Origin of the sequence: Shewanella acanthi (genome assembly GCF_019457475.1) — a bacterium.
Lineage (GTDB): Bacteria > Pseudomonadota > Gammaproteobacteria > Enterobacterales > Shewanellaceae > Shewanella > Shewanella acanthi.
This window is the reverse complement of sequence record NZ_CP080413.1, coordinates 1563180-1589349: the sequence shown is the minus strand read 5'-3', so window position 1 is coordinate 1589349 and position 26170 is coordinate 1563180. Positions and strand designations below refer to the sequence as shown.

The 26170-nt window shown below is 45.9% G+C and carries 22 protein-coding genes; 14 read left to right on the top strand and 8 right to left on the bottom strand.

Features of this window, described 5'->3' with window-relative positions:
- Positions 1-287: 287 nt before the first annotated feature.
- Together bamC and dapA are read right to left on the bottom strand one after the other, a co-directional pair.
- Positions 288-1388 (bottom strand): NlpB/DapX family lipoprotein, encoded by a 1101-nt coding sequence (gene bamC, locus K0H61_RS07130; RefSeq protein WP_220052000.1) that lies wholly within the window; start codon positions 1386-1388, stop codon positions 288-290.
- 4 nt (positions 1389-1392) lie between these two features.
- The gene (dapA, locus tag K0H61_RS07125; protein WP_220051999.1) at positions 1393-2277 is read right to left on the bottom strand and encodes a 4-hydroxy-tetrahydrodipicolinate synthase; all 885 of its coding nucleotides are present in this window, start codon (positions 2275-2277) and stop codon (positions 1393-1395) included.
- Between the two features lie 172 nt (positions 2278-2449).
- Here dapA and K0H61_RS07120 point away from each other — a divergent pair, with 172 nt between their 5' ends.
- Complete coding sequence (locus tag K0H61_RS07120) at positions 2450-3001, top strand: glycine cleavage system transcriptional repressor (RefSeq protein WP_220051998.1); 552 nt, start codon at positions 2450-2452, stop codon at positions 2999-3001.
- On the top strand, positions 3001-3468 hold the full coding sequence (bcp, locus tag K0H61_RS07115; RefSeq protein WP_220051997.1) for a thioredoxin-dependent thiol peroxidase: 468 nt from the start codon (positions 3001-3003) through the stop codon (positions 3466-3468). Before K0H61_RS07120 ends, bcp begins: the two co-directional genes overlap by 1 nt.
- Positions 3469-3669: 201 nt before the next feature.
- Here the strand turns inward: bcp and K0H61_RS07110 are convergent, their stop codons facing one another.
- Positions 3670-4761, bottom strand: a complete 1092-nt coding sequence (locus tag K0H61_RS07110; RefSeq protein ID WP_220051996.1) for an AI-2E family transporter — start codon at positions 4759-4761, stop codon at positions 3670-3672.
- 246 nt (positions 4762-5007) lie between these two features.
- Entirely contained in the window at positions 5008-5229 is a 222-nt protein-coding gene (locus K0H61_RS07105; protein ID WP_220051995.1) for a sulfurtransferase TusA family protein, read from the bottom strand.
- A gap of 135 nt (positions 5230-5364) precedes the next feature.
- Between K0H61_RS07105 and bepA the strand changes: the two genes are divergently transcribed.
- The 4 genes from bepA (at position 5365) to K0H61_RS07085 (ending at position 10043) form a co-directional block, all read left to right on the top strand.
- Positions 5365-6834, top strand: a complete 1470-nt coding sequence (bepA, locus tag K0H61_RS07100; RefSeq protein WP_220051994.1) for a beta-barrel assembly-enhancing protease — start codon at positions 5365-5367, stop codon at positions 6832-6834.
- Between the two features lie 122 nt (positions 6835-6956).
- Positions 6957-7307: an arsenate reductase (glutaredoxin) gene (gene arsC / locus K0H61_RS07095; protein WP_220051993.1), complete on the top strand. Its 351-nt coding sequence runs from the start codon at positions 6957-6959 to the stop codon at positions 7305-7307.
- Between the two features lie 43 nt (positions 7308-7350).
- Positions 7351-7734, top strand: a complete 384-nt coding sequence (locus K0H61_RS07090) for a DUF2069 domain-containing protein (RefSeq protein WP_220051992.1) — start codon at positions 7351-7353, stop codon at positions 7732-7734.
- Between the two features lie 356 nt (positions 7735-8090).
- The gene (locus K0H61_RS07085; protein WP_220051991.1) at positions 8091-10043 is read left to right on the top strand and encodes a hypothetical protein; all 1953 of its coding nucleotides are present in this window, start codon (positions 8091-8093) and stop codon (positions 10041-10043) included.
- A gap of 74 nt (positions 10044-10117) precedes the next feature.
- Here the strand turns inward: K0H61_RS07085 and hda are convergent, their stop codons facing one another.
- Both hda and K0H61_RS07075 read right to left on the bottom strand, forming a co-directional pair.
- Positions 10118-10828, bottom strand: coding sequence for a DnaA inactivator Hda (hda, locus tag K0H61_RS07080; RefSeq protein ID WP_220051990.1), 711 nt, complete (start codon positions 10826-10828; stop codon positions 10118-10120).
- Between the two features lie 75 nt (positions 10829-10903).
- A complete protein-coding gene (locus K0H61_RS07075) occupies positions 10904-11986 on the bottom strand; it encodes a DUF2066 domain-containing protein (protein ID WP_220052547.1) in 1083 nt (360 codons plus the stop codon).
- Between the two features lie 216 nt (positions 11987-12202).
- On the opposite strand from K0H61_RS07075, the gene K0H61_RS07070 reads away from it, so the two are divergent.
- Positions 12203-13441: a uracil-xanthine permease family protein gene (locus K0H61_RS07070; protein WP_220051989.1), complete on the top strand. Its 1239-nt coding sequence runs from the start codon at positions 12203-12205 to the stop codon at positions 13439-13441.
- A gap of 127 nt (positions 13442-13568) precedes the next feature.
- Here K0H61_RS07070 and K0H61_RS07065 read toward each other — a convergent pair whose 3' ends face one another.
- Positions 13569-13901 (bottom strand): Grx4 family monothiol glutaredoxin, encoded by a 333-nt coding sequence (locus K0H61_RS07065; protein ID WP_011622353.1) that lies wholly within the window; start codon positions 13899-13901, stop codon positions 13569-13571.
- A 371-nt stretch (positions 13902-14272) separates the two neighbouring features.
- On the opposite strand from K0H61_RS07065, the gene sodB reads away from it, so the two are divergent.
- The 4 genes from sodB to K0H61_RS07045 all read left to right on the top strand — a co-directional run bounded on the left by sodB (position 14273) and on the right by K0H61_RS07045 (position 19929).
- A complete protein-coding gene (gene sodB / locus K0H61_RS07060; protein ID WP_220051988.1) occupies positions 14273-14857 on the top strand; it encodes a superoxide dismutase [Fe] in 585 nt (194 codons plus the stop codon).
- Positions 14858-15110: 253 nt separating this feature from the next.
- Positions 15111-17045, top strand: coding sequence for a PrkA family serine protein kinase (locus K0H61_RS07055; protein WP_220051987.1), 1935 nt, complete (start codon positions 15111-15113; stop codon positions 17043-17045).
- Between the two features lie 67 nt (positions 17046-17112).
- Complete coding sequence (locus K0H61_RS07050) at positions 17113-18384, top strand: YeaH/YhbH family protein (protein WP_220051986.1); 1272 nt, start codon at positions 17113-17115, stop codon at positions 18382-18384.
- Between the two features lie 9 nt (positions 18385-18393).
- Positions 18394-19929, top strand: a complete 1536-nt coding sequence (locus K0H61_RS07045) for a SpoVR family protein (RefSeq protein ID WP_220051985.1) — start codon at positions 18394-18396, stop codon at positions 19927-19929.
- A 79-nt stretch (positions 19930-20008) separates the two neighbouring features.
- Here the strand turns inward: K0H61_RS07045 and fadR are convergent, their stop codons facing one another.
- Positions 20009-20731 (bottom strand): fatty acid metabolism transcriptional regulator FadR, encoded by a 723-nt coding sequence (gene fadR / locus K0H61_RS07040; RefSeq protein ID WP_220051984.1) that lies wholly within the window; start codon positions 20729-20731, stop codon positions 20009-20011.
- A 303-nt stretch (positions 20732-21034) separates the two neighbouring features.
- On the opposite strand from fadR, the gene nhaB reads away from it, so the two are divergent.
- The 3 genes from nhaB (at position 21035) to K0H61_RS07025 (ending at position 26170) form a co-directional block, all read left to right on the top strand.
- Positions 21035-22639, top strand: coding sequence for a sodium/proton antiporter NhaB (gene nhaB / locus K0H61_RS07035; protein WP_220051983.1), 1605 nt, complete (start codon positions 21035-21037; stop codon positions 22637-22639).
- Between the two features lie 94 nt (positions 22640-22733).
- On the top strand, positions 22734-23261 hold the full coding sequence (dsbB, locus tag K0H61_RS07030; RefSeq protein ID WP_220051982.1) for a disulfide bond formation protein DsbB: 528 nt from the start codon (positions 22734-22736) through the stop codon (positions 23259-23261).
- Between the two features lie 218 nt (positions 23262-23479).
- On the top strand, positions 23480-26170 hold the full coding sequence (locus tag K0H61_RS07025) for a PDC sensor domain-containing protein (protein WP_220051981.1): 2691 nt from the start codon (positions 23480-23482) through the stop codon (positions 26168-26170).

Sequence of the window (26170 nt, the reverse complement as noted above, 5' to 3'; positions counted from 1 at the left end):
ATTACGACCCGAGTGAAAAATCATTATATTTTTCATGGTTTTTAGCTATTTTAGCCAATGACTGTGTAAATGCGTGGGGATTACTGTATTTTTAAGATATTTACAATGCAGTTTTAGTTTTTTACAGCAGTATTCACTAAGACCAAACCGTTTATACGAGCCTAACAAAGGCTTGTACTAAAAAGTAGCGGATAACAATATTGAGTCATTATTAAGCGCTAATTCAGTAAACTCGGAAACAGGCATAAAAAAAGGGCGATGATTCGCCCCTTTTAACCGCAGATATTTTAACGACGCAATTTGCGTTCCTCTTTCATCAGGCTAGCTAAGGATTGGTAGACATTCGATACCACATCATTATCTAACGGCTGATCTTCTGCATTACGGAGGAAAATTTTCGTTTCAGCTGCCGATTCGCCATCCTCAAGCAATAAGCGATAGCTGCCATCTTTCAGGGCTAATTTCTTGTCGTTCCACAATGAACTCCAGAAACCTGAGTTATCAGCAAACTTAATGAAGAACAGACCCTTGGAGTTATCCATATCTGAGATTTCGAAGCCCATTTCAGGCAACACAATCCGCAGACGATCCCAAACTTGTTTATAAGAGGCCTTGGCTAACCAATAGGTCGCACCTTCTTCCGGATTAACAAGATCGACATCGATACCTAAGGTTTGTTTCAAGCGATTAGCCTGGATCATCTGCTCACGCTTCACGCTCATGTAAGCGATGGCACTGTTGAGCATATCGATAGTGTAACGCTGTTTGTCCTCGCCACTTAGCATGACATTTTGAGCTTTATCATCATAAGACTCTTGGTGTTCAACTAAATTGATAACGATGTTGGCGGTACGACCGTGTGGACGGGTTTCCACATCGAAGCGGTAGCGTTGACGCAGTAGATATTCTTTATCTGCACCCCACATGCTCGATTCGAGCACTTCTCGGTTTTCAATCCAATCGGTTTCGATACTGCCCTTGTCGAAGTCGCGGCTGCGGACTGGAATAGACTGCTTAGCGAAGAAACCATCCAGCATAGTGAAGAGCTCTTCTTTGAGATCAACACTGTTGTCAATAGATTCCACTACAATCTTGATGTTGTCGCTGCCCTCTTCTACATGAGTACCCTCTGCCATTGGCAGAACCTGTAGTGGAGGACGAATGTCGAGATTTTTCCCAACCAGTGCAGGATTGGCCTTAGGACCGAGTGCAGGCACCGCATATTCTTTGTTATAGGGCGGCGTTTTTAATCCCTCGGGGATTTTTAGCATTGGAGCTTGCTCAGCCTGCACATAGTCTTCAGTGCCGTTTGCTTGGCGACGCTCGAGTGGCGTGCTGCAAGCCGCAACGGCAGCAACTAGGAACAGTGGGGTGACTTTCTTTAACATTTAATTATTTAACCTCTATCTGGGCGCGAGTCATCGAGTCTAACAACAGACCATGGCACTGCTCAGAAAGTTCAGTCAAAGGTAAACGAATATGGCCACATTCGATTAAGCCCATGCGATGCGCAGCCCACTTAACCGGAATTGGGTTAGCTTCGCAGAACAGAGTGCTGTAGAGACCACGCAGAGGTTCGTCAATGGCAGCAGCTAACTGTGCATCACCAGCAAGCGCCGCGTCGCACATGGCTTTAAATGCCTTTGGCACTATGTTGTTAGCCACTGAAATGACACCATTACCGCCACGCAACAAAAACTCTCTGGCGGTCGCATCATCACCACTGTACAGCATAAAATCATTGCCACACAGTTCACGAAGACGTTTAACGCGGGATAGGTCACCGGTCGCTTCTTTTACACCGATAATATTGCTGACACTGACCAATTCGGCAACGGTTTCAGGCAACATATCGACCGCAGTACGGCCTGGGACGTTATAGAGGATTTGTGGTACGTCGGTGCTTGCCGCAACAGCTTTGTAGTGGGCAATCAGTCCTTTAGGAGTGGGTTTGTTGTAATATGGCGTCACACCTAACATGGCCGCTACACCGACTTTTGACAGGGCTTTTGTGAGTTCGACAGCTTCCGATGTCGCGTTGGCACCATTGCCACCAATCACAGGGATACGACCAGCAGAAAACTTCACCGTATGCTCGACCACAGTAATGTGCTCATTCATAGGCAGAGTCGCAGACTCACCGGTTGTCCCTACGGCGACAATTGCGTCCGTACTCTGTTCGATATGAAATTCAACTAATCTTTCAAGACTTGCAAAATCTACTGAGCCATCACTGTTCATTGGCGTGATTAAGGCTACGATGCTTCCGTTTATCATCTGGCTTCCCCAAAAATTCAGGATTCGCTATGGTACTGATGCCAATCATTTATGACAAGCATTAACGGGGATCTCAAATGGATTTAGTTATGGTAGCATTACCACCCCGCACAAAAACTCAACATAAAACCTGAGTTTTCGCTCCATGATATCGAAAAAGTGAGGACTATTCATGACCAATTATCTGGTCGTTACCGCGATGGGCCAAGATCGCCCTGGTCTTGTAAGTAAACTAGCACGCCTTGCCAGTGACTGCGATTGCGATATCGTTGACAGTCGTATGGCTTTATTTGGAAACGAATTCACCCTAATCATGATGTTGTCTGGTTCGTGGGCATCAATAACGAAAATTGAAAGCTTGCTCCCGAGTCTCAGTGTTGAATTAGAACTGATGACCGTCATGAAGCGAACTTCCAAACACACGCCGCAAAATTACTTATCACGTCTCGAAGTACACTTCACGGGTAAGGATCAACGCGGCACGATGAAGCGGATCACCCAATTCCTCGCAGACCGCTCATTAGATTTAGCCGCCGTTCGCTCCTTCTCCGAAGAGTTGGAAAATGGCAATCAAACTCAGACCATCTCGTTAACGATCAACATCCCTGAAAAAGTCGAACTGGAAAAGCTTGAACAGCTGATTTATCAACTGTCTGAAGAAATGTCGCTGGCTTGCACTATTCGCCGAATGGAAGGCACAACCTCAAAAAGGGAGCAAAATTAATGAATACATTAACCAAAGGGTGTAAAGCACCGTTATTTAGCCTGCTGGATCAGAACGGTAATTCCGTAGCACTCACCGATTGTCTTAAGTCAGGCCCGGTTTTGGTCTACTTTTATCCAAAAGCGTCAACCCCAGGTTGTACCTTACAGGCCTGCGGTCTACGTGACAGCAAAGCACAGCTTGATAACCTCCAAGTCACTGTGCTCGGCATCAGTCCAGACCCGATAGCAAAATTGGCTAAATTTGCTGAAAAACAAGCCCTAAACTTTACGCTGTTAAGCGATGAAGACCATAGCGTGGCCGATGCATTTGGCGTTTGGGGTGAGAAGACCTTTATGGGCAAAACCTACGACGGTATCCATAGATTAAGCTTCCTTATCAATACCGATGGTACTATCGCACACGTATTCGATAAGTTTAAGACCAAGGATCACCACGAAGTGGTGCTCGCGCAGCTTGCTGGCTAAGGCTTCGCTATATTCCTTTGCAATCAGTTAATTAAATAAAAAGGCTCCCGTGGGAGCCTTTTTATTTAATGCTTATTCATCGAATGCCGCGAAGGTTTCGCTCTCAAGAATAACACTCTCTTGGTTGGCATGTTATGGGTTTGTTATACAGCTTAAACTACATCGACACTCCAAACATTAAGCGTACTAGCGATTGACTCATTAAATCTTAGCTTCCAATTGAGCATCAAATTCGCTATCAATTTCCGTTTTGGGCCAGACATTGATTACAGCTTTTACCAGCGAAGCTAAGGGAATAGCGAAAAACACTCCCCAGACGCCCCAAAGCCCGCCGAACACTAATACCGCTGCAATGATAATCACCGGATGTAAATCCACCGCGTCGGAGAACAGAACCGGCACCAATAAGTTTCCATCCAGCGCCTGAATAATGCCGTAGCCGACAATAAGATAAGTAAATTCTGAACTAAATCCCCATTGAAAAAAGGCCACCAAAATAATTGGCAGTGTCACCAGCGTCGCCCCCACGTAGGGGATCAACACCGAGAGCCCCGTTAATACCCCAAGTAATGCCGAATATCGCAGCCCCATAAAGATGAAGAAGATATAGCTCGCGGCCCCTACAATCACAATTTCAATCACTTTGCCGCGGATGTAGTTAAAAATTTGTTGGTGCATCTCAAACCAAACCTTGCGGGCAAGTTGCCTATTAGCAGGAAAAAAACGCTTACTACCTTTAATGAGCAGGTCTTTATCCTTTAAGAAAAAGAACACCAATAACGGCACCAAAATCGCGTAGACCATCAGAACCAATAGTGATGCTGAGTAACCAATCAACTGTTTAACAATATCGAGTAAATGCTGGGTATCGAGCAGTTTTTTAAGCTCGGAAACCATTAAATCGAGCTGCTCGGTACTCACAAACTGTGGGTATTGGGTAACTAATCCCTGCAGGGTCTGTAGCCCCTTATCAATCATGTTGGGCAAGTCAGTCAATAGACTCACGCCCTGGCGCCAAACACTCGGAATCACCCCTAGGGTTAAAAATGCCACTAATCCCAAGAACACCACCAACACGATGGATGCGCCCATAGTGCGATTAATGCCCACTCGCAGCATTTGCGCCACGGGCCATTCAAGTAAAAAAGCCAGCACTAACGCCACCAACAATGGCGCCAGTAAATCACCTGCAAAGTAAAGAATAAGGGCTAACCCCACCAAAATGGCAAGGAGTGTAATGGCCTGGGGATCGCTAAAGCGTTCTTGGTACCAACGGGAGAAAAAAGTAAACATGAATTCATTCCAATGACGTGGTCTATGTCCAAATGCACAAGAAGGAGACAGCTTGAAGGTTAACCATATCCCATCCACACAGGCCTGTATATGGTTAAAAATCAACTTACTGCCGTATTAGCTAGCAAGCCTAAACACTCGACCATGAAACACTGCGGCCATTCAGTTAGTGCCCTAGGGCTATTGTTGCAACCGACCTTCTTTGTTTTGTGATTGAATCACGTCGCACTGCTTTTTACGCCTAATTCAGCGCGATTTTGTGATCACTATGCACAACCGATTTTCATCGTCCTGAATAATTTCAACACTGTGGCCCTGATTTTTAAAAAATGTGGGAACATCTTGGCGGGAGCCGGAGTCAGAGAGTTGTACATGCAAGCTATCGCCAACATCAATAGCCTTGACAGCCAACTTGAGTTTAACGAGGGGAACTGGGCAGCGATCCGCTGTGAAGTCGATAAAAATCATTATGCTCTTGCTATGAATGAACTAGGACTATTATCCTAGGTCGCGACTCAAACTACAAGCTAAGTGCATGAACCTAAAAACCTGATTTAATAGGTCAACCTTAGTTGAGATAATTTAGAAAAATAAAGGATCCACTTGCGCAACTCGACGTTTTTGACCCGATGTAAACCCTTTGCCCTGAGCCTGTTATCACTCATGATGCTCGGTAGCACTGCAAAGAGTTTTGCCAATAACGACTTACCTGATCTCGGTACTGCTGCGGTTAATACCTTCAGCCTCGAAAAAGAAACGGTCTACGGTGATGCCTATATGCGCGTCATTCGATCTTCGGCGCCAATGCTTAACGATCCGGTTTTGAGTCAATATCTTACCGAGATTGGCAACAGGTTGGTTGCCCATGCGACTGGCGTAAAAACCCCCTTTTATTTCTTCCTGTTACAGGTCGATGAAATTAACGCCTTCGCCTTCTTTGGCGGCCATGTGGCGGTGCACACAGGACTCTTTCTCAATGCTGATAATGAGAGTGAGCTTGCATCGGTACTCGCCCACGAAATCACCCACGTTACACAACGTCATTTAGCTCGCTCCCTCGAAGCACAACAAAAAACCGGTCCCGCGGCTGTTGCCGGTATGCTTGGCGCAATTTTATTAACCCTTGCGGTTCCACAGGCGGGTATGGCCGCGCTGGCGACGACCCAAGCGTTGGCCACGCAGTCGAAAATCAATTACACCCGTCTGCATGAGAAAGAAGCTGACCGGATTGGCATGCAAATTCTGGTCGATGCCGGTTTTGACCCCAATGCATCGGCAAACTTCTTTGGTAAACTCGCCAGCCGTTATCGTTTTACAACGACACCACCTCAGATGTTACTGACTCACCCTTTACCAGAATCACGAATTACTGAAGCGCGAGACAGAGCACATCAATATCCATTGAAATACGTACCTGATTCTTTGAACTTTCAATTAGCTAAAGCACGTATTCAGGTTCGTTTTTCGAGCTTTAACGACCAGGCTGTATTGGGGCTGTTTGAAAAGCAATTAAGTAGTCAAAACTATGGTTTTAAAGAAGCGGCGCTTTACGGTAAGGCATTAGCCCTGTTTCGTTTAAAGCGATTCACTGAATCGGAAAAGATTATCGACGAGCTATTAAAAGTTGACTCGGATAATCTGTTCTTTCTCGATACTAAGACCGACCTATTAAACGAACGTAGGGAATACGCGCGGGGGATTACCTTGCTTGAAGCCCAACGAAAAATGAAGCCGACTTCACAGGTCATTAATGCCAACTTAGCAAACCTCTATATTGAAGCTGATCAGCCCGCGAAGGCGATTCCCCTACTTGAGGATATGATTTTCCTCGATAAGCAGAACCAATTGCCCTATCAATTGCTCAATCTCGCATACAAAAAATTAGGCAATCAGGGAATGGAGTATTACTCGAATGCCGAAATCATGGCGCTGGGTGCAAACTATAAGGGCGCCATCGATCAGCTTAACTTTGCCTACCGAGCATCCGAGAATAATCCCCTACAAATGGCGCGAATCGAAGCCCGAATTCGCCAATTTAAGCAGGCGGATAAAGCCATGGATGCCTTTAAATAGGCCCCGATAGTTCGCTTAGCTTTACAGTCTGTTGTCAACATTGCGCCCCGAACTTCCTGACGGGGCGCAGTTTTTTCTGATATTATCTGGCCATTCATTTCAGCCAATGCGAGCCTAATTTAATGACTCAAGCGACGATTTACCATAACCCACGCTGTTCTAAAAGCCGTGAAACCTTAGCACTACTCGAACAGCAAGGGTGCCAAATCACGGTCGTGGAGTACCTGAAAGCTGTGCCCTCCGCCGACGATATTCGTACACTATTGACCAAACTCAATTTGACCGCCCGCCAACTGATGCGAACCAAAGAAGACGAGTATAAAGAGCTAGGACTTGCCGACGCCAATTTGAGTGAAGAAGCCTTGATCGAGGCTATGATTGCTACTCCAAAATTAATTGAACGTCCAATTGTGCTGGCAAATGATAAAGCGGTTATTGGTCGTCCACCTGAGAATGTGTTAACAATTCTCTGAACGTCTGACTACCCAGCGTCTCTGTCTTGCTAATAGGTACAATATGAGCACAAGCACCCTGCTAACCCTAAGCCGCTTAGGCTATCTAGCCCTCGTACTTCTTCTTGGAGGATGGTTTATTGGTCAAGGCATCAATGGTGAATATTCCTTGCTATTCAGTCTATTGTGGCTAGTTCCTCTATTTCTGCCCCTTCGCGGTATTTTAAAGGGCAATCCCTATACTTACGCTTGGGCAAGTTTTATCCTTTGTTTGTATATGCTCCATGGTCTCACCTTGCTATATGTAACTGTGACTGCCCGTGCGTTCGCGTTCATTGAAGTGTTACTCATTACCCTGCTGCTCATAGCTTTCCCATTCTATGCCCGCCTTCGGGGGCGTGAATTAGGATTAGGGTTAAAGAAAAAGTCAACGAAAACGCAGGACTAAGACTCTTAATTAACGAATTCTCTAGCTTCAAAATCCGAACAACGTTGCCAATATGTTTTTGGCACTAAACGTTAGCTAAATACATTAAGCGCAGGCCTATGGTATATCATATCGTGCTGCGCTTTTTATTTGTCTTTACCCGAAGCAGTTTTACGCACCTTCGTTAATTTGCCCCATACTTGAACCGATGGTAACCAACTTAAGCTTACTCAAAGCATTCACAGTTAAGTTACAACATGCGACTTTTTGCAACTAGATGAACATGTTATAGTCACTTCCACGATGGTAATTTGGTTCTAGGTCAACCAAATACCCCTGTATCTGATTATAAAAGTCAGTAAATTGGAGCAAGAAATATGGGAATAGGATTAGCACTTAAGCGGATTGCCCTGCTAACAACCGCAACGGCACTCAGCGCCTGTGGCGGCGGAGGTTCTGACAATAATACTAGCAGCGATAATGGCTCAGGCTCATCTACGACAGTGCAACGCTGCGCCACAGCCAACCCTCTTATCACCCAAGATGACTCCTCGGTCCGCTTTAGCACCCAAGCCAGTTATGTTGCAGGCCAATCCAGTGTGATCATGGCCAGTTTGATTGGCTCAAATTCTCAAGGCTTACAATTCCGCTGGGAACAATTAGAAGGCCCCAATTTATCCCTTGTTAGCCAAAATAGTCCGGTGCTCGGTTTTGATATCCCAAACTCTGGCAACTATCGTTTTAGCGTGCATATATCAGGTAACAATACTGATGTGACTGGTGAGATAGGCATTACCGCCGACACGGCTGTCGAGGGTTTCCTTAATATTCGTCAAGATCATCAAGTGGTTGAGGGCAACAATGTCAGCCTAAGGATTGGACAGCAGGCGGGATTATCCGCAGCCAATATCAGTTGGTGTATTGCTGAAGGACCGGATGTCACACTGGATTTAACCGATCCCTTCAGACCACAATTTGTGGCGCCGACGGTCAACCAAGATACTGTCACCCACCTTAGGGCTAGTGCCACCATTAATGGTAATCAGGTGAGCGATGACGCCTTTGTATTGACGACTGCGGAGCCTGCTATTAGCTCAGATTACTTTGATGAACCAGTCGCCCGCACCCATGCCTATCGACAAGATTCCCCCTACGCCGACGTACTGGCAAGCTGTGTTTACTCCAACCAGTTAACCGATGCTTGTAGTATCAGTAAATTACCCCTAATTGGCCAAGCATCTAGCCAGATTGATATCAATTCGATTCTCGATAGAGTGTTAGTATCCCACGACTGGATGGGGGACAATTTTGCCAATTATCTGCGCGCTATGGATCCCAATAGTGACTTTGCCACCTTGCTGCAATCAGTCACTGCAGTGGTGATTAGTTACGATGTACGCCCCTCTTTCTATTGGGTGCTAACGGGCGCCATTTACCTTGACCCTTCCGATCTATGGCTAACGCCTGAGCAGCGAGACACCATTAACGAAGCGCCGGATTATCGTAGTGAATTCGGTAATGAGCTAAATTTCTTGATGCCTTGGCGCTATGTGAAAAACAACCAATATGCTTCGCCCAGTTTTCCCATTACCACTCGGGCGAATCGCACCTTCAATCAAATTAACCCCGATTTAGCGTCCCTGCTCTACCATGAGTTGGCCCATGCCAATGACTTCTTCCCAAGAAGTGCCCATGCGTCACTCACAGGTCCAAGATTAGTCGATGACTTTAGTCGCCGCGGTGCGAGTAAGAGTCTAATTTCAGACCAAGTGACTGCCAACTATCCGCTAACGAGCAGCGAAATGTTTGCGCTGGGTAAAGTAAGCTTTCAAGGGGAAAAGGCTACGGCTAGCCAAAAGGCCTATCAACCTGCAGACATCACCTCTTTCTTCTCCAATGATATTGCCAGCGACTTTTATGCTTACTCGAGTACTCGAGAAGACACGGCAATGTTGTTTGAAGAAGCCATGATGAGCTATCGCTATCAAATTCTGCGGGATGTGGCTGTCACTAACGCCCCAGATGTGGTGAATTCGGATACCGTGATTGTCGATTGGGGACAAAGGGGCCGTATCGGTGATGACAGTTTACAGGCTCGCGCAGCATTAGTTATCGATGGTATTTTGCCAGAACTCGATGGTGATACTTTGGTAGCGGGATTACCCGAGCCTATCGCCATGCAAAGCGGTAAAAGCTGGCGGGCAAACTTAAGCCTCTCGTCAAATGGCTCGCCATTGAGAATAATGGGCGTTGCTGAGCAAAACGTGGGCGACAGTAGCGAGCATGAACTTCGCCTCAGTGGCGATCGTCATCGTCAGCCACAGCAATAAAACGGCTTTAAGCAGAAATCAAAAGCCCGTCTTGATGACGGGCTTTTGATTTAAAGGATTTCTAGCGCAAGCTGCTAAAGGTGAAGCATTTCCTTAGCAAATGGGATGGTCAATTTACGTTGGTGCACTAGTGAGGCTTTATCGAGCTTATCGAGCACATCGAAAAGAGTACGAAGATCCCGCGCCATCCGATTCAGTAAAAAGCGGCCCACATCTTCGGGCAACTGTAAACCACGCATCGCCGCGCGGCGCTGCAACGCCGCAAGCTTTTCATCATCCGCCATAGGCTGTAATTGATAGTTTAGCCCCCACTGCATTCTGGACACTAAATCGGGCAATAAAAAGCCGGCATCGGCGGGTGCAGAACGACCACTGACCACTAGGGCACACTTTTTATTTTCCGAGACGCGGTTATACAGGTCAAAAATAGCCTCTTCCCACACGGGATGGCCCGCAATGGCATCAACATCATCGATACAAATAAGGTCGAGTTGTTCTAGGCCTTCCAGCAGCGCGGTAGAAATACTGGCATGAATACCAAGGGGCAAATAAAAACTGCGACGGTCAAGCTCATTGGCATGGGCACAGGCAGCATGCATTAAATGGGTTCGACCAGATTTGATTGGCCCCCAAACATAAATGGCAGCATTACCAGAACCTTCGGCATTGGCACGTAATTTTTGAATTAGCTCGTCATTACCCGCTGCAGGGTAATAACTGTTAAAGGTTTCATCGTCGGGTAAATATACCGGCAATGAAAGTTGTAACGGTGAGTTTAATGGCACTCGTACTTCTCAATCTTTAAATTAATGACTTTCCCACATCAGGCTAAGCAATCAGACCCGCCTATACGGGAAGTATTAGGGTAAACGCCATTCAAACACGGGTTTACTCGCAGGGCTGGCACTTGGGGAAAACTCACCCTGTGCAACAACCGAAATGCGCGGTTCAAGACTCAGTAAACGCTGGAAATCGGTTTCGGAGCCAAATAATTCCAAACTGTAGGTCACTTTATTCCCCTGCATGCGGGACAAGGTAACATTTTTAACCGCACTCAATTGTTTTAAGTATTTTTCAATTTCAACCAATTGCGACATTTTATCGATATTCACGAATGTCACGCTTGACCCCACCTGCGCCCCTGTATCGGCAATGGCATATTTAGTGAAATAAAAATCCCCTAAGGCCGACATCATATCCGTTACAGCCTGAGACGTTGTCGAAGCCATACCATTGTATGTGAACAGCGGTTGGGTGCCCGAATCGATAGTCGCCTTTGTATAGAGATTGAGACGATAACTAAATTGCCCAGGATTGCCCTCAATAGACACTAAGGCTAAAAAATCCGCCTGATAACGTCCCGACACACTAGACACAATATCGGCATACATGCCTTTGACATCATTAGGATTAATCCCCATCAGCTCATCGAGATCTAACATTGGTAATAATACGGGAATACCGCGGTCATCCGAAAATGAGCTAAAGGCGCGACGTTCGTCTGAAGTTGCAGAATCCGCCAAAAGTGCAGTTTCACCATCGATGGGTAATGCTACCCAAAATAGGGTTAATGGGCGCTGAACACCCCAGACGGGTAATTGCGCTTGACGTAACAGGGCAATAATGCGGCGATGTTCAAAGCTGGCTTTTAGCGACAACTGACCGTTTTGCTCAAAATAACCATACTGGCTTAAAAGCGCATCTGGATTAGCAAGCTGTGACTGGATAACCCCATTCTGCAATGACTGGGCAGAACCGGTGTTTTTGATGATGACTTTTTCCAATGTTTTTCTCAGCGCTTGGCTACGCTCGCCATTGTCACGGGACGATACTGGGACATCGGCCTCGTCCAATTTACTGACTTCAACAGCATGCAAGCTATTGATGGTAAACAGGCAGAAGAAAAACGCGAGTAAGCTTGGCTTTAATAGGAATTTCAGCATCTTTTGAGTAGTTGAAGTAACGTCAGATAGTGCAAAGTGTACCATAGATAACACCGTTAGCGAATCTTGCCCTTTATTAAGCCGATAAGTTGCTCATTGACGAAAAATGCCACACAAAACAGTGATCCCCCACCATAAATGCAGCATTTAATTAGGATACCAATGCCATAAACTGCTATCATCCCGCGGTTTGCCCTACATCCATGAGAAAGATAAATGAAAACACTCGCTATTCCACTTCAGGGAGCGCAAATGCTGTTTGTCGCATTTGGCGCCCTAGTACTGATGCCACTGCTAACGGGCCTAGACACTAGTGTTGCACTCTTTACCGCAGGTATCGGTACCTTATTGTTTCAACTGATCACCAAACGCCAAGTCCCCATCTTCCTTGCATCTTCCTTTGCCTTTATTGCCCCCATTTTATATGGCGTGCAGACTTGGGGCATTCCAGCAACGATGGGCGGGTTGATGGCAGCAGGTTTTGTTTATGTCCTTTTAGGCGCCGTAGTTAAAGTTCGCGGAACCAATTTTATCCATAAATTATTACCCCCTGTCGTTGTCGGCCCAGTGATTATTATTATCGGACTGGGGCTTGCGCCGGTTGCCGTCAATATGGCGCTAGGGAAAAGTGGTGATGGCAGCTTGATTTTAGTTGAGAGCAACACGGCGCTCATTATCTCCCTTGCGTCACTCTCTACCACGATTGCGGTCGCGATTTTCGCTAAGGGTCTGTTGAAAGTGATGCCGATTTTAGCCGGCATTGTTGTTGGTTACAGCCTCAGTCTCGGTTTTGGCATTATCGATTTTGCGGTGGTGGCTAACGCAAGCTGGATTGCCCTGCCTAACTTCGTTGCCCCTGAATTTAACTGGCACGCCATTGCCTTTATGATCCCCGTTGCAATCGCCCCAGCGGTTGAGCATATCGGTGATATCTTGGCAATTTCTAACGTAACCGGTAAAGACTTTATGAAAAAACCGGGTCTGCACCGCACCCTAACAGGTGACGGCGTGGCAACTATTGCCGCGGCGGCCTTCGGCGGTCCACCAAATACCACTTACTCTGAAGTGACTGGTGCGGTCACCTTAACCCGTAATTTCGAGCCCAAAATCATGACTTGGACTGCGATTACCGCTATCGTGCTAGCCTTTGTGGGTAAACTTGGCGCGCTAATGCAAACCATTCCTGTGCCAGTGATGGGTGGCATCATGTGTTTGCTGTTCGGCTCTATCGCTGCCGTGGGGTTAAATACCCTCATCCGCAATCATGTGGATTTATCGGAGCCACGTAACTTAAGCATCGTGGGGGTCACACTGGTATTTGGTATCGGTGGTATGGCCTTTGGTATCGGTTCATTCAGCCTGACGGGGATCAGCCTTTGCGGCATCGTGGCCATCGCCATGAACCTGCTGTTACCGGCCACAAAACCCCATGCGCAGGATGTGGCTTCACACTAAGTCGCCCTTTCTATCGCGCATTTCCCCACTCTCGAGCATCAGAGTGGGGATTAAGTAATTAAAGGTAAAAAATCTATAAAAAAAGCCGCGTAGCATCTCTGCTACGCGGCTTTTTTATGGAAGCTTATTATTCTGCGGTTTTGTACTTGTCAGCAGTCGCTTTGATCAGTGGCTGTAATTCGCCCTTCTGATACATATCAACCACGATGTCACAACCGCCAATCAGCTCACCTTCAATCCATAATTGTGGAAAGGTTGGCCAGTTAGCGTATTTTGGTAATTCAGCACGAATATCAGGGTGCTGGAGAATGTCCACAAACGCGAACTGCTCACCACAGTTAATCATGATCTGAGCGACCTGAGATGAAAAACCACAGCTTGGTAACTTTGGAGAACCCTTCATATAAACGATGATTGGGTTTTCGGCGATCTGCTGTTTAATCTTCTCTACTGTTTCCATTTTCATTCCTATGTTCGAGGACATTGACTCAATAGGGCTATTGTACGACAGCTAAGCGCAGAACAAAATCCCACAGAGTGTAGGGGTATGCTTTGTCAAAGCAAAAGCGGGGATTTAACACAATAGAATGTACATCAAACACATTATCTTTCGCTAAAAATACCCTAATTCATAGGGCATAAAGTCGTAGATACTGATGGAGTCGCACACAAAATTACCATAACGAACAAAAACTAAACTAGTCTTATTCCGTTATATCGCGCCGGCATGGCAAATAGCCAAACAATGATTCACATCACAAATATTATCGGTACAATAGACCCCAGTGAGCACGTTTAAAAACGATAACCTAAGACCATGGAGAGAGACTAATGGCTTTCGAATTACCCGCATTACCTTATGCAAAGAACGCACTTGAACCACATATTTCTCAAGAAACCATCGAATACCACTACGGTAAACACCACAACACTTACGTTGTTAAGTTAAATGGTTTAATCGAAGGCACTGAGTTTGCTGGTAAATCATTAGAAGACATCATCAAAACTTCTACTGGTGGCGTATTCAACAACGCAGCTCAAGTTTGGAACCACACTTTCTACTGGAACTGCCTAGCGCCAAACGCTGGCGGTGAGCCAACTGGCCCTGTGGCTGACGCCATCAACGCTGCGTTCGGTTCATTTGATGCATTCAAAGCCCAGTTCACCGATGCAGCCGTAAACAACTTCGGTAGTGCTTGGACTTGGTTAGTGAAAAAAGCTGACGGCACTGTTGCTATCGTAAACACTAGCAATGCTGCAACGCCACTGACTGACAGCACAGTAACCCCAATCCTGACTGTGGATGTGTGGGAACATGCTTACTACATCGATTACCGTAACGTACGTCCAGATTACTTAGCGCATTTCTGGCAGCTAGTTAACTGGGACTTCGTTAACCAAAACTTCGCCGCTTAATTCTTGTTAAGCCCCGAATTAAAAAAGAGCCCCTAGCGGCTCTTTTTTATTGCCTATTGTTTTTCCCATCGCCGCACGCCCCTTATTGTCACTCCATGGCTACAACTGCAACTATTGCATTTGCAATCATTTGTTATTGTTTTTATTTAATATTTTTTTGACACTGCCTGCAAATTTGTGTCTAAGATTAGTATAGGAGACTGAAAAATCAGCCATCCATACCATGACATCACTGGCGTTTCAGGGGGTTTATATGGGCATTTTCGAGCATTATCAAAAGCGCTACGAACAAAAACTCGATGAAGAATATACTTTGCAGGAATTTCTCGATATCTGTAAAGAAGATCGCAGCGCATACATGTCAGCATCGGAGCGTTTACTGCTCGCCATCGGTGAAGCAGAAGTCATAGATACGGCAAAAAATCCAACCTTAAGCCGTATTTTCTCAAACCGTTTGATCTCCCGTTATCCTGCTTTCAAGGATTTCTACGGGATGGAAGATGCGATTGAACAAATCGTCGCCTACCTTAAACATTCGGCTCAAGGGCTGGAAGAATCCAAACAAATTCTCTATTTACTGGGCCCTGTCGGTGGCGGTAAATCCTCACTTGCCGAAAAACTTAAATCCTTGATGCAAAAAGTGCCTATCTATATTTTAAGCGCCAACGGTGTCAGAAGCCCAGTAAACGACCATCCATTCTGTCTATTCGATGTCGAAGAAGATGGGCAGTTATTAAAAGATGAATTCAACATCCCACATCGCTATTTAAAAACCATTATGTCTCCTTGGGCGGTCAAACGCCTGCACGAATTTGGCGGCGATATTTCCAAATTCCGCGTGGTCAAAGTCTTTCCCTCTATTCTTGACCAACTGGCCATTGCGAAAACCGAACCTGGTGATGAGAACAACCAAGATATTTCATCCTTGGTTGGTAAAGTCGATATTCGCCAACTTGAACATTATTCCCAGGATGATGCCGATGCCTACGCCTATTCAGGGGCGCTGTGCCGTGCGAACCAAGGGATGATGGAATTCGTGGAGATGTTCAAAGCGCCTATTAAAGTGCTGCATCCACTCTTAACCGCCACCCAGGAAGGAAACTATAACGGCACCGAAGGCTTATCAGCCCTGCCCTATAACGGCATAATTTTAGCGCACTCCAACGAGTCCGAATGGTCCACTTTCAAAAACAACAAAAACAACGAGGCCTTCCTCGACCGGGTCTATATCGTCAAAGTGCCCTACTGTTTACGTGTGTCTGAAGAACTGCAAATTTACAAAAAACTGCTGGTTAACTCTGAGCTGTCCCAGGCGCCCTGTGCCCCAGGCACCTTGGAAACCCTCGCTCAGTTCAGCGTGCTTTCTCGGATTAAAACACCCGAAAACTCATCGGTTTACTCGAAAATGCGCGTCTATGATGGCGAAAGCTTGAAGGATACCGATCCTAAAGCAAAATCCTATCAGGAATACCGCGACTACGCGGGAGTTGATGAGGGCATGAGCGGTCTATCAACCCGTTTTGCCTTTAAAATCCTCTCTCGGGTATTTAACTTCGACCACACCGAAATCGCCGCCAACCCAGTGCATTTGTTCTATGTGCTCGAGCGTCAAATTGAGCAAGAACAATTCCCTGGGGATACCGCCGAACGTTACCTCGAGTTTTTAAAGGGTTACTTAATTCCTAAGTATGTGGAATTTATCGGTAAGGAAATCCAAACCGCTTACCTGGAGTCCTACTCCGAATACGGCCAAAATATCTTCGACCGCTATGTCACCTATGCTGATTTTTGGATCCAAGATCAGGAATACCGCGACCCAGAAACCGGCCAACTGTTCGACCGTGCCGCCCTTAACGCCGAATTGGAGAAAATCGAAAAACCTGCGGGGATCAGTAATCCGAAGGATTTCCGTAATGAAATCGTTAACTTTGTGCTACGCGCCCGCGCGAGCCATGAAGGTCATAACCCACTTTGGACCAGCTATGAAAAACTGCGCACTGTGATTGAGAAAAAAATGTTCTCAAACACAGAGGATCTGCTACCCGTGATTTCCTTTAACGCCAAAACCTCGAACGACGATCAACGTAAACACGATGACTTCGTCAATAGAATGATGGAGAAAGGCTATACCAAAAAACAAGTCCGACTCTTGTCAGAGTGGTATTTACGGGTACGTAAATCCTCTTAAACTGGCGCTCACTTAGTACAAGGCTTTGGTGCGACTAAAGCCTTTCGCTGGGGTTTGGGAGGTGCGTATGGCGAACTTTATCGATAGACGGTTGAATGCGAAAGGTAAAAGCACAGTCAACCGCCAACGCTTTATCAGTAGATATAAGCAGCAGATCAAAAAAGCCGTCAGCGACGCGGTCACACGTCGCAGTGTAACGGATGTAGATAAAGGCGAGAAAATCAGTATTCCCACTCGGGATATTAGTGAACCTATGTTCCATCAGGGTAAAGGGGGCGTGCGAGACAGGGTTCACCCTGGTAACGATCAATTTACCCGTGGTGACAAAATTGAAAGACCTCAAGGGGGCGGCGCTGGCGGTGGTGCGGGCAAAGGCGATGCCTCCAATTCAGGTGAAGGGAACGATGACTTTGTATTTGAGATCTCAAAGGATGAATACCTCGAACTGCTGTTTGAAGATTTAGAGTTGCCCAATCTGCAGAAAAACCGCCTCAATAAATTGATCGAGTATCAGGTTTATCGGGCTGGTTTTACTAACGATGGCGTTCCCGCCAATATCAATATCGTTCGTTCATTACGCTCGTCACTTGCGCGGCGTATCGCCATGACGGCGGGTAAAAAGAAACGACTTAAAGAGTTAGAAACCCAACTTGAGGAAATGGAGAATATCCCAGGCACAAAAGCTGAGCTCATTATCGATTTAAAGACCGAAATTGAGGATCTTAAGCGCCAGATTGCTAAGGTGCCTTTTATCGATACCTTCGATTTGCGCTTCAATAATTTTGCCAGACGCGAAATCCCCTCTAGCCAGGCGGTGATGTTCTGTTTGATGGACGTGTCGGGCTCGATGGATCAAGCCACCAAGGATATGGCAAAACGCTTTTATATCCTCTTGTACCTATTCCTCACTCGCACCTATAAAAACCTAGAAGTAGTCTATATCCGCCATCACACGCAGGCCAAAGAAGTAGATGAGCACGAGTTTTTCTACTCCCAAGAGACCGGTGGCACTATTGTATCGAGCGCCCTAAAGTTGATGCATGAAATCCAACAGGAACGCTATCCAGCGAGTGAATGGAACATCTACGCTGCGCAGGCATCGGACGGCGATAACTGGGCTGATGACTCTCCTGCATGTCGGCAATTATTGGAACAAAAAATTCTGCCGCTGGTGCGCTACTTTAGTTATATCGAAATCACTAACCGTGCCCACCAAACCCTATGGCGGGAGTACGAATCCCTTCAACAGCACCATGACAACATTGCAGTACAACATATTCGCCAGGCTGAAGATATCTATCCCGTCTTTAGAGAATTATTTAAAAAACAGGCGGTTTAAGGGGGCGCTATGGGGACAAAGACTGTGAAGAAACACCCAGCACTAAGCGACGGTCCAGACTGGAGCTTTGAGCTGCTGCAGGATTATTTAAGGGAAATTGAGCGGGTTGCTGCGATTTACAAGTTAAACGCCTATCCCAATCAAATCGAAATCATCACCGCCGAACAAATGATGGACGCCTATGCAGGCATCGGTATGCCTATCGGCTACACCCATTGGTCGTTCGGCAAACGCTTTATCGAGACCGAGCAGGGCTATAAGCGTGGTCAAATGGGACTTGCCTATGAAATTGTCATTAACTCTAACCCCTGTATCGCCTATCTGATGGAGGAAAATACCATCACCATGCAGGCATTAGTGATGGCCCACGCCTGCTTTGGTCATAATAGTTTTTTTAAAAACAATTATTTATTCAAAACCTGGACCGATGCGAGTTCCATCATCGATTATTTAGTGTTTGCCAAAAACTACATCAGCGACTGTGAGCAAAAGTACGGTGTCGATCAGGTTGAGAGTGTTATCGACTCCTGCCATGCGTTGATGAATTATGGTGTTGATCGCTATAAACGGCCCTCGGAAATTTCCTTTCGCGAGGAGCAAGCCAGACAAAAGGACCGTGAAGCCTATTTGCAAAGTCAGGTCAATGACCTATGGCGCACGATCCCGATGCAGCAGAACCAACCGTCCGCGACTAAACGGCGCTTCCCCGCAGAGCCGCAGGAAAACATTTTGTATTTTATTGAAAAAAATGCTCCTCTGCTTGAGCCTTGGCAACGGGAAATTATCCGTATTGTGCGTAAGATGGCGCAATACTTTTATCCTCAAAAACAAACCCAAGTGATGAACGAAGGTTGGGCAACCTTCTGGCATTACACCATATTGAACCATCTGTACGACGATGGCGTGGTCTCCGACCGCTTCATGATGGAGTTTCTGCAGAGCCATACTGGCGTCGTAGCGCAGCCTGACTATAACAGTCGTTATTACAATGGGATTAATCCCTACGCCTTAGGCTTTGCTATGTTCACCGATTTACGACGCATTTGTGAGCACCCAACGGATGAGGACAGGGAATGGTTTCCTGACATTGCTGGCAGTGACTGGTTAGAAACCCTGCACTTTGCCATGCAAAATTTTAAAGATGAGAGTTTTATCAGCCAATATTTATCGCCACGAGTGATTAGGCAATTCAAACTCTTTGGGATACACGATGATGAGAAACGCAATTACCTATCGGTGTCGGCGATTCACGATGAACTGGGCTATCAGGATATTCGTACCCTGCTCTCGCAGCAGTACAACCTGTCAAATTTAGAACCCAATATTCAGGTGCACAATGTCGAAATCAATGGCGATAGGTCGTTAACCCTACGATATATCCCGAGCAATGACATTCCACTCGCCAATACCTATAAAGAAGTACTTAAGCATTTACACAGGCTCTGGGGCTTTAGCGTGAGTATTGAGCAGCTCAATAGCGATGGTAGTGTGAGTATATTAGGCGCCTGCCCTGAAGTCGCCAAAACCGACAGCCATCAAATTTAAGCCACAAAAAAGCCGTTTCAAAGTATAAAACACCTAGGAAACGGCTTTTATTTCAATCTCTTTTTAAGAGGTCAAGGAATTACTGATTAATATCTTGGGCAATGGATGTTGGCATATCATCACGTAACAACAGCCACATTTTGCCACTGTTAATGCCGTAGGTGCGCATCAATGCAGGAACATCGACATAATTTTTAGATTTCGCGAGGATTTCTAATTCTTTATAGAAATTTAATGCCAATTGGCGCGCATCGGCACTACTAAAATAATAACGACCAACGCGGCTGTAGAGTCCCTTAAAGCCATTTAAAATTAGCACATACAGTGGGTTACCCGAAGAGAAAGCCAGAGTATGGTGCAGTAAGTAATCGTATTCAGCGAAGGATTCAGCGGTATCTTCTAACTCATGGATTTTGGCGAGCACGTCAACAGCGGTATCAGGGCTATTGCGAAGTGCACCACGGAAATAAATCGCACTGACATTGGTTCTGGCCGACAGTAATTGATCCACCAGCACAGGGAAGCCCTCAGGGTTGAGGTCGGCAATGGTTTCAAGGATATTCAGGCCTGAAGTTTCCCAGAAATTGTTCACCCGAGTCGGTTTGCCATGTTGAATTTTCAACCAACCATCACGCGCCAAACGCTGTAACACTTCCCTTAGGGTCGTACGTGTGACACCGATTAACTCTGAAAGCTCACGTTCAGCCGGTAAAATGGACCCAGGTGGGAATTTATTTTCCCAAATTGATCTCACAATATACTTCTCTGCAAAGCTTGCAGGTCCTTTGGCATTGATAATCATCAGCCCAGTTATCCAGTTGTTGTGCTTTTAATGGTTACTGATCATACCAGAGCGACGCAAAATGAAAACCATTGACTGATCTTACTGGCATCAAAGGTATACAACTGTGTTAAAAACGTTCAAAAAAACGACATTTAACTTCTGAGAATACCTAAAAATTGCTGATTAGCTCCGCTTTTTGAAATCTCAGCGTAAGCAGTACGTTACATTAGCAATTCCTTTCAGCTAGACTGATTTTCTATAACATGCGCCAATAGAAAAACAATCGGTGCAATATTACACATAACTAGAAGAGAGGAAGTCATGCCGGTGACCATGAGCCAGGCGTTAATTGGGAACTTCTTAGGTAATTCGCCTAAGTGGTACAAAATCGCCATACTGTCGTTTTTAATCATCAACCCATTACTCTTCTTTTATGTCAGCCCTTTTGTGGCTGGTTGGGTACTCGTCATTGAGTTTATCTTCACCTTGGCAATGGCGCTCAAATGCTACCCGCTGCAACCCGGTGGTCTGCTTGCGATAGAAGCCGTTGCCATAGGCATGACTTCGACCAGCCAAGTGCTTCATGAAATTGAAGCCAACTTGGAAGTACTGTTGCTGCTGGTGTTTATGGTGGCGGGCATTTACTTTATGAAACAGCTACTGCTGTTCGTGTTCACCAAAATGATCACTAAGGTTCGCTCTAAAACCTTAGTGTCGCTGATGTTCTGTCTGGCTTCAGCTTTTTTATCCGCCTTCCTAGATGCTTTAACCGTTATTGCAGTGATTATCACAGTGGCAGTGGGTTTCTATTCGATTTACCACAAAGTCGCTTCGGGTAAAGATTTTTCAGCCGACCACGACCATACCTCTGAAGGCAAAAACGATGAGGGTGAAGCACAGCTTAATGAAGATGAACTGGAATCCTTTCGTGGTTTTCTGCGTAATTTGTTAATGCACGCCGGCGTGGGAACGGCGTTAGGTGGCGTGTGTACCATGGTTGGCGAACCACAAAACCTGATTATTGCAGCTCAGGCTAACTGGCAATTTGGCGAATTCGCGATTCGAATGTCACCTGTCACTGTGCCAGTGTTAATTGCAGGCGTGCTGACTTGTTTCCTCGTCGAAAAATTTAAAATCTTTGGCTATGGCGCTAAGTTACCCGAAGCAGTGCATAAAATCCTTTGTGATTATGCGGCCTATGAAGATGCACGCCGTACAAACAAAGACAAAATGAAACTCATTATTCAAGCACTAGTGGGGATCTGGCTCATTGCCGGCCTTGCGTTACATTTAGCTTCTGTAGGGTTAATTGGCCTTTCGGTGATTATTCTCACCACCGCCTTCAATGGCATCACAGATGAACATGCGCTAGGTAAAGCCTTCGAAGAGGCGCTGCCCTTTACAGCACTACTCGCTGTTTTCTTTGCTGTTGTTGCGGTAATTATCGACCAACATCTGTTTGCGCCAGTTATTCACTGGGCGCTTAATCACGAAGGTAATACCCAATTAGTTATCTTCTATATAGCCAACGGTTTACTGTCGATGGTCAGTGATAATGTGTTTGTGGGGACTGTTTACATTAATGAAGTAAAGGCAGCATTAATCAATGGTCAAATTACCCGTGATCAATTCGACCTGCTAGCCGTTGCCATCAATACGGGAACTAACCTACCGTCAGTGGCAACACCAAACGGACAAGCAGCATTCCTGTTCTTGCTGACCTCGGCACTTGCTCCACTCATTCGCCTTTCCTACGGCAGAATGGTAGTGATGGCACTGCCCTATACTATCGTGCTATCAATTGTGGGTGTACTGGCCATTCAAACTGGTTTCCTAGAGGAAATGACCCAGCATTTTTATGACGCCCATACGATTATTCACCACAGTGCGAAGGAAGCTCTCTCACCAGTGGTCACAGGACATTAGCACTTATCTCTGAGTTAACTGAATTTTATTTCTTGAGTAAATTCCAAAAACGCCCTATCTTCAGGGCGTTTTTTTCATGATATGGAGTTCACTTTTGACAGCACTCGTTCGCTTTGCCCATTCCCGCATTTCTTGGAGTATTCTTACTGGCAGTGCGATAGCGCTTGAGGCCAGTGCGTTATATTTTCAATACGTGATGAACTTAGAGCCCTGCGTCATGTGCATTTATATCCGCCTTGCGGTATTGGGTGTTTTAGTCGCAGGCCTCATCGGGATGATTGCCCCAAGTAAGCTATTTGTACGTGTTATCGCTTCCATTGGTTGGGCTGTAAGTGCGACGTGGGGATTAAAACTCGCTCTGCAATTAGTCGATATCCAGACCAATCCATCCCCCTTTGCAACCTGCTCATTTTTACCAGAATTTCCAGAATGGATGCCGCTACATGAATGGTTACCCTCGGTGTTTATGCCAACGGGAATGTGTACCGATGTACCTTGGCAGTTTATGAATGTCACCATGGCTGAATGGATGGTATTTGGCTTTAGCGGTTATCTGGTTGCGCTACTGCTGTTTTTAGTTCCCATCCTCACTGGCTCAAAAAAACCTTCCCTGTATAAATAATTGGCTAACTCGGTTAGGTCACCCTAACTGATAGCTGATTTGCGAGTTATAAATAGGTTAAATGAAGATCCCTAGGCAGACTTTAGGTCTGCCTTTGTTTTGAATAAAGGCCGCATAATCATTTAATCTCATTAGCGAAGAATGAACTAAGCCAATGGCAAATAGGCCAAAAAAAGCTAAACTGGCTCCATAATAGTCGCGTTGGGAATACGCAGCACATGGATATCAGGTCGATTATTGCGCCCAAGACCCAATGGCATAATAGTTTGCCGTTTAAGCTAAGCCTTATTCAACTTATCATCGCTACTCTGCTTATTTTCAGTACCGCATGGGTGATCCTCACCATTCAGTCCCAACAGCTTAATGAACAACAATCGCAACTAAACCAGAACCAAGGTCAGATGGTCATTGCGAAACTTCAGGAAATGACCTCCCAAATTGAAACTCAGGTCAATAGCATCAGTAATATTGCCAAGCTATATCGTTATCAACCCCAAGCACTTAAACTCAGTATTCCCGTCCTGCTCAACACCGAAAGCCACAGAGACATCGTCCTTGGCGGTGGTGTTTGGCCAGAGCCCTATGCCTTTGACCCACAAAAGCCGCGCGACAGTCTTTTTTGGGCGCGGGATGCAAAGGGCGACCTGCAATTTATTAATAGTTACAACGATGAACCCCACCCCAATTACCAAAATGAAGAATGGTATCGCCCCACCCGCCTGCTACCCGCTGGCAAAACCTATTGGTCAAAATCCTATATCGATAAAGCAACACATGAGCCGATGGTGACTGCCGCGAGTGCAATCTGGATGGAACATCAGTTTATTGGCGCGGCAACGACCGACATCAGCTTAGATAAACTCAATATCCTCCTTCGACATGCGATGGCCGATGTTAGCGGTTATGTAATAGCCCTTGACCGTCACAATCAAATTCTTGCCTCGCCGCCAAGTCCATATGCTAGCAATGCTAAAACACCGCCCCAAACAGCATTGCTCAACTTTAGTGCCATGACTGAGCAACAAATTGCCTTTACCCCTATATTGCAGGCGTTACAAATGGCAGATGAGGCGTTTATTGCGCAATCAAAATTGGTACGAGTCTTTAGTGATAAACAATTAGCCAATCTCAAATATCCTAGTCATGCCATGAAACAAGGGGACGTATCCACTGGTGTTGTCGATGAGAACATTGTTCAAGACAATGTTATCGAAGCCGATGAGCCCAAGGCGAACTTGCTCGAAGCGGATTTACTCGAAGCCATAGTCAACGATAATGCGACGCAGCAGTTTTCAACGCCAAGACGCATCGCATCCGTTAGCATCAAGGATGATCCTCTACTTAATAGTCCCGCGATAGCCTCGATATTTTTAATGCCTCACACCTATTGGAAAATTGTCGTGGTAACCCCCGTCGCCCCACTTGAAGATACGGCCAAAACCTTAGTAGAAAAGGTAGGGCTCTACCTAGTGTTAATCCAAGTTCTGGGGCTGTTCTTGCTGTTTATTCTGCAGCACAAATTGGTTATCAAACCGATTATCGAGATGGTAAAAGCCCTTAAACACAATGACCCTGCAAAGCTCGAGCATCAAGCCTCGAACCGGAGTGATGAAGTCGGCTTGCTGGCTAAATCCTTAATTAACCGTACCGAGCAACTCGAAGTCGCCATGGCAAGTTTGGATGCCAGCAACCTTGCGCTGGAGCAGCAATTGCAGAATCAAGACCGGATCCAACAGCAGCTAAAAGGGCATAAGGAGCAACTAAATTCACTCTTAGAGTTCTCTCCTAATATTGTCTATATCAAAAATAGGGAAGGAAAATACACGCTAGTAAACGACAAGTATTGCGCCCTACTTGCCACCGAACGTAAAAAAATCCTTGGGGTAACAGACTTTGAACTCTTTCCGAGCCAAATCGCCGAGCAATATCGTTTAGGCGATCTACGGGTCAATCACAGCAGCGAGGCCATCATTTATGAGGAATCCTTTGCAAGTCCGCAGGGGGAACTGATTTATCAAATCACTAAATTTGAAATCAAAGATGAAGAGTTTAATCCCATTGGGATTGGTGCCATCGGCATCGATATCAGCCTAAAAAAACGCCATCAAAAAGAACAGGAACAGGTCATTACACAGCTTCAAACCCAATTGGAACAACAGCAACTGCAAACGCAATTAGCACTTCAACAAATTGGGCAATGGCAGGCAAAAATTGAAACCAAAGATAATGAAATTGCTAAACTTCGCCAACAGCTCACAAGTCAGAAGCATAGTCAAAAGCTGATCCAGCATTTCCTTGCCGAATTAATGCCTCAACTGGTACTTGAACAGGATCAAGCACTGGCGATGCTGTGCCAATCGCCCCCCCTTGCCAATACGCCGCAGCAAGCCCACATTGCTAACATGATGAGCGAGCAAGCCACACGGCTCAGACAAATTGCACCGCTTTTTATCGATGAGGCAAGCAACATTCGCCCTTTACATCTTAGCCAATTTATTAACAGTGTCCTCTACCTGCTAGCGCCGACAATAAAACGAACACAGGTTACAGTAAATTACCAATGTGACGAGCATCTAGTGATTGAGGCTAGTGTATGGCATTACCTGCAATTATTTTATCGCTTGCTGAACAACAGCCTACAACACGCGTTTAAGGAGCATCAGCAGCACCGTCAACTTAATCTCACGATTGAAAAACGGGAAAATCAGCTGCAGGTCAAACTGGAGGATAATGGCTGTGGGATCCCATCACAGCAATTAATCCACCTCCATCAACAAATGGCTCAGGGGGTCTGTGTTGGTAGCCTCAGCTGTTTAAATGTGTGGATCCACAATGAAATGAAGGGAGAAATGCGTCTTTCGAGCGAACTTAGCAAAGGCACCTGCATTTTGTGTCATTGGCCAGTATAG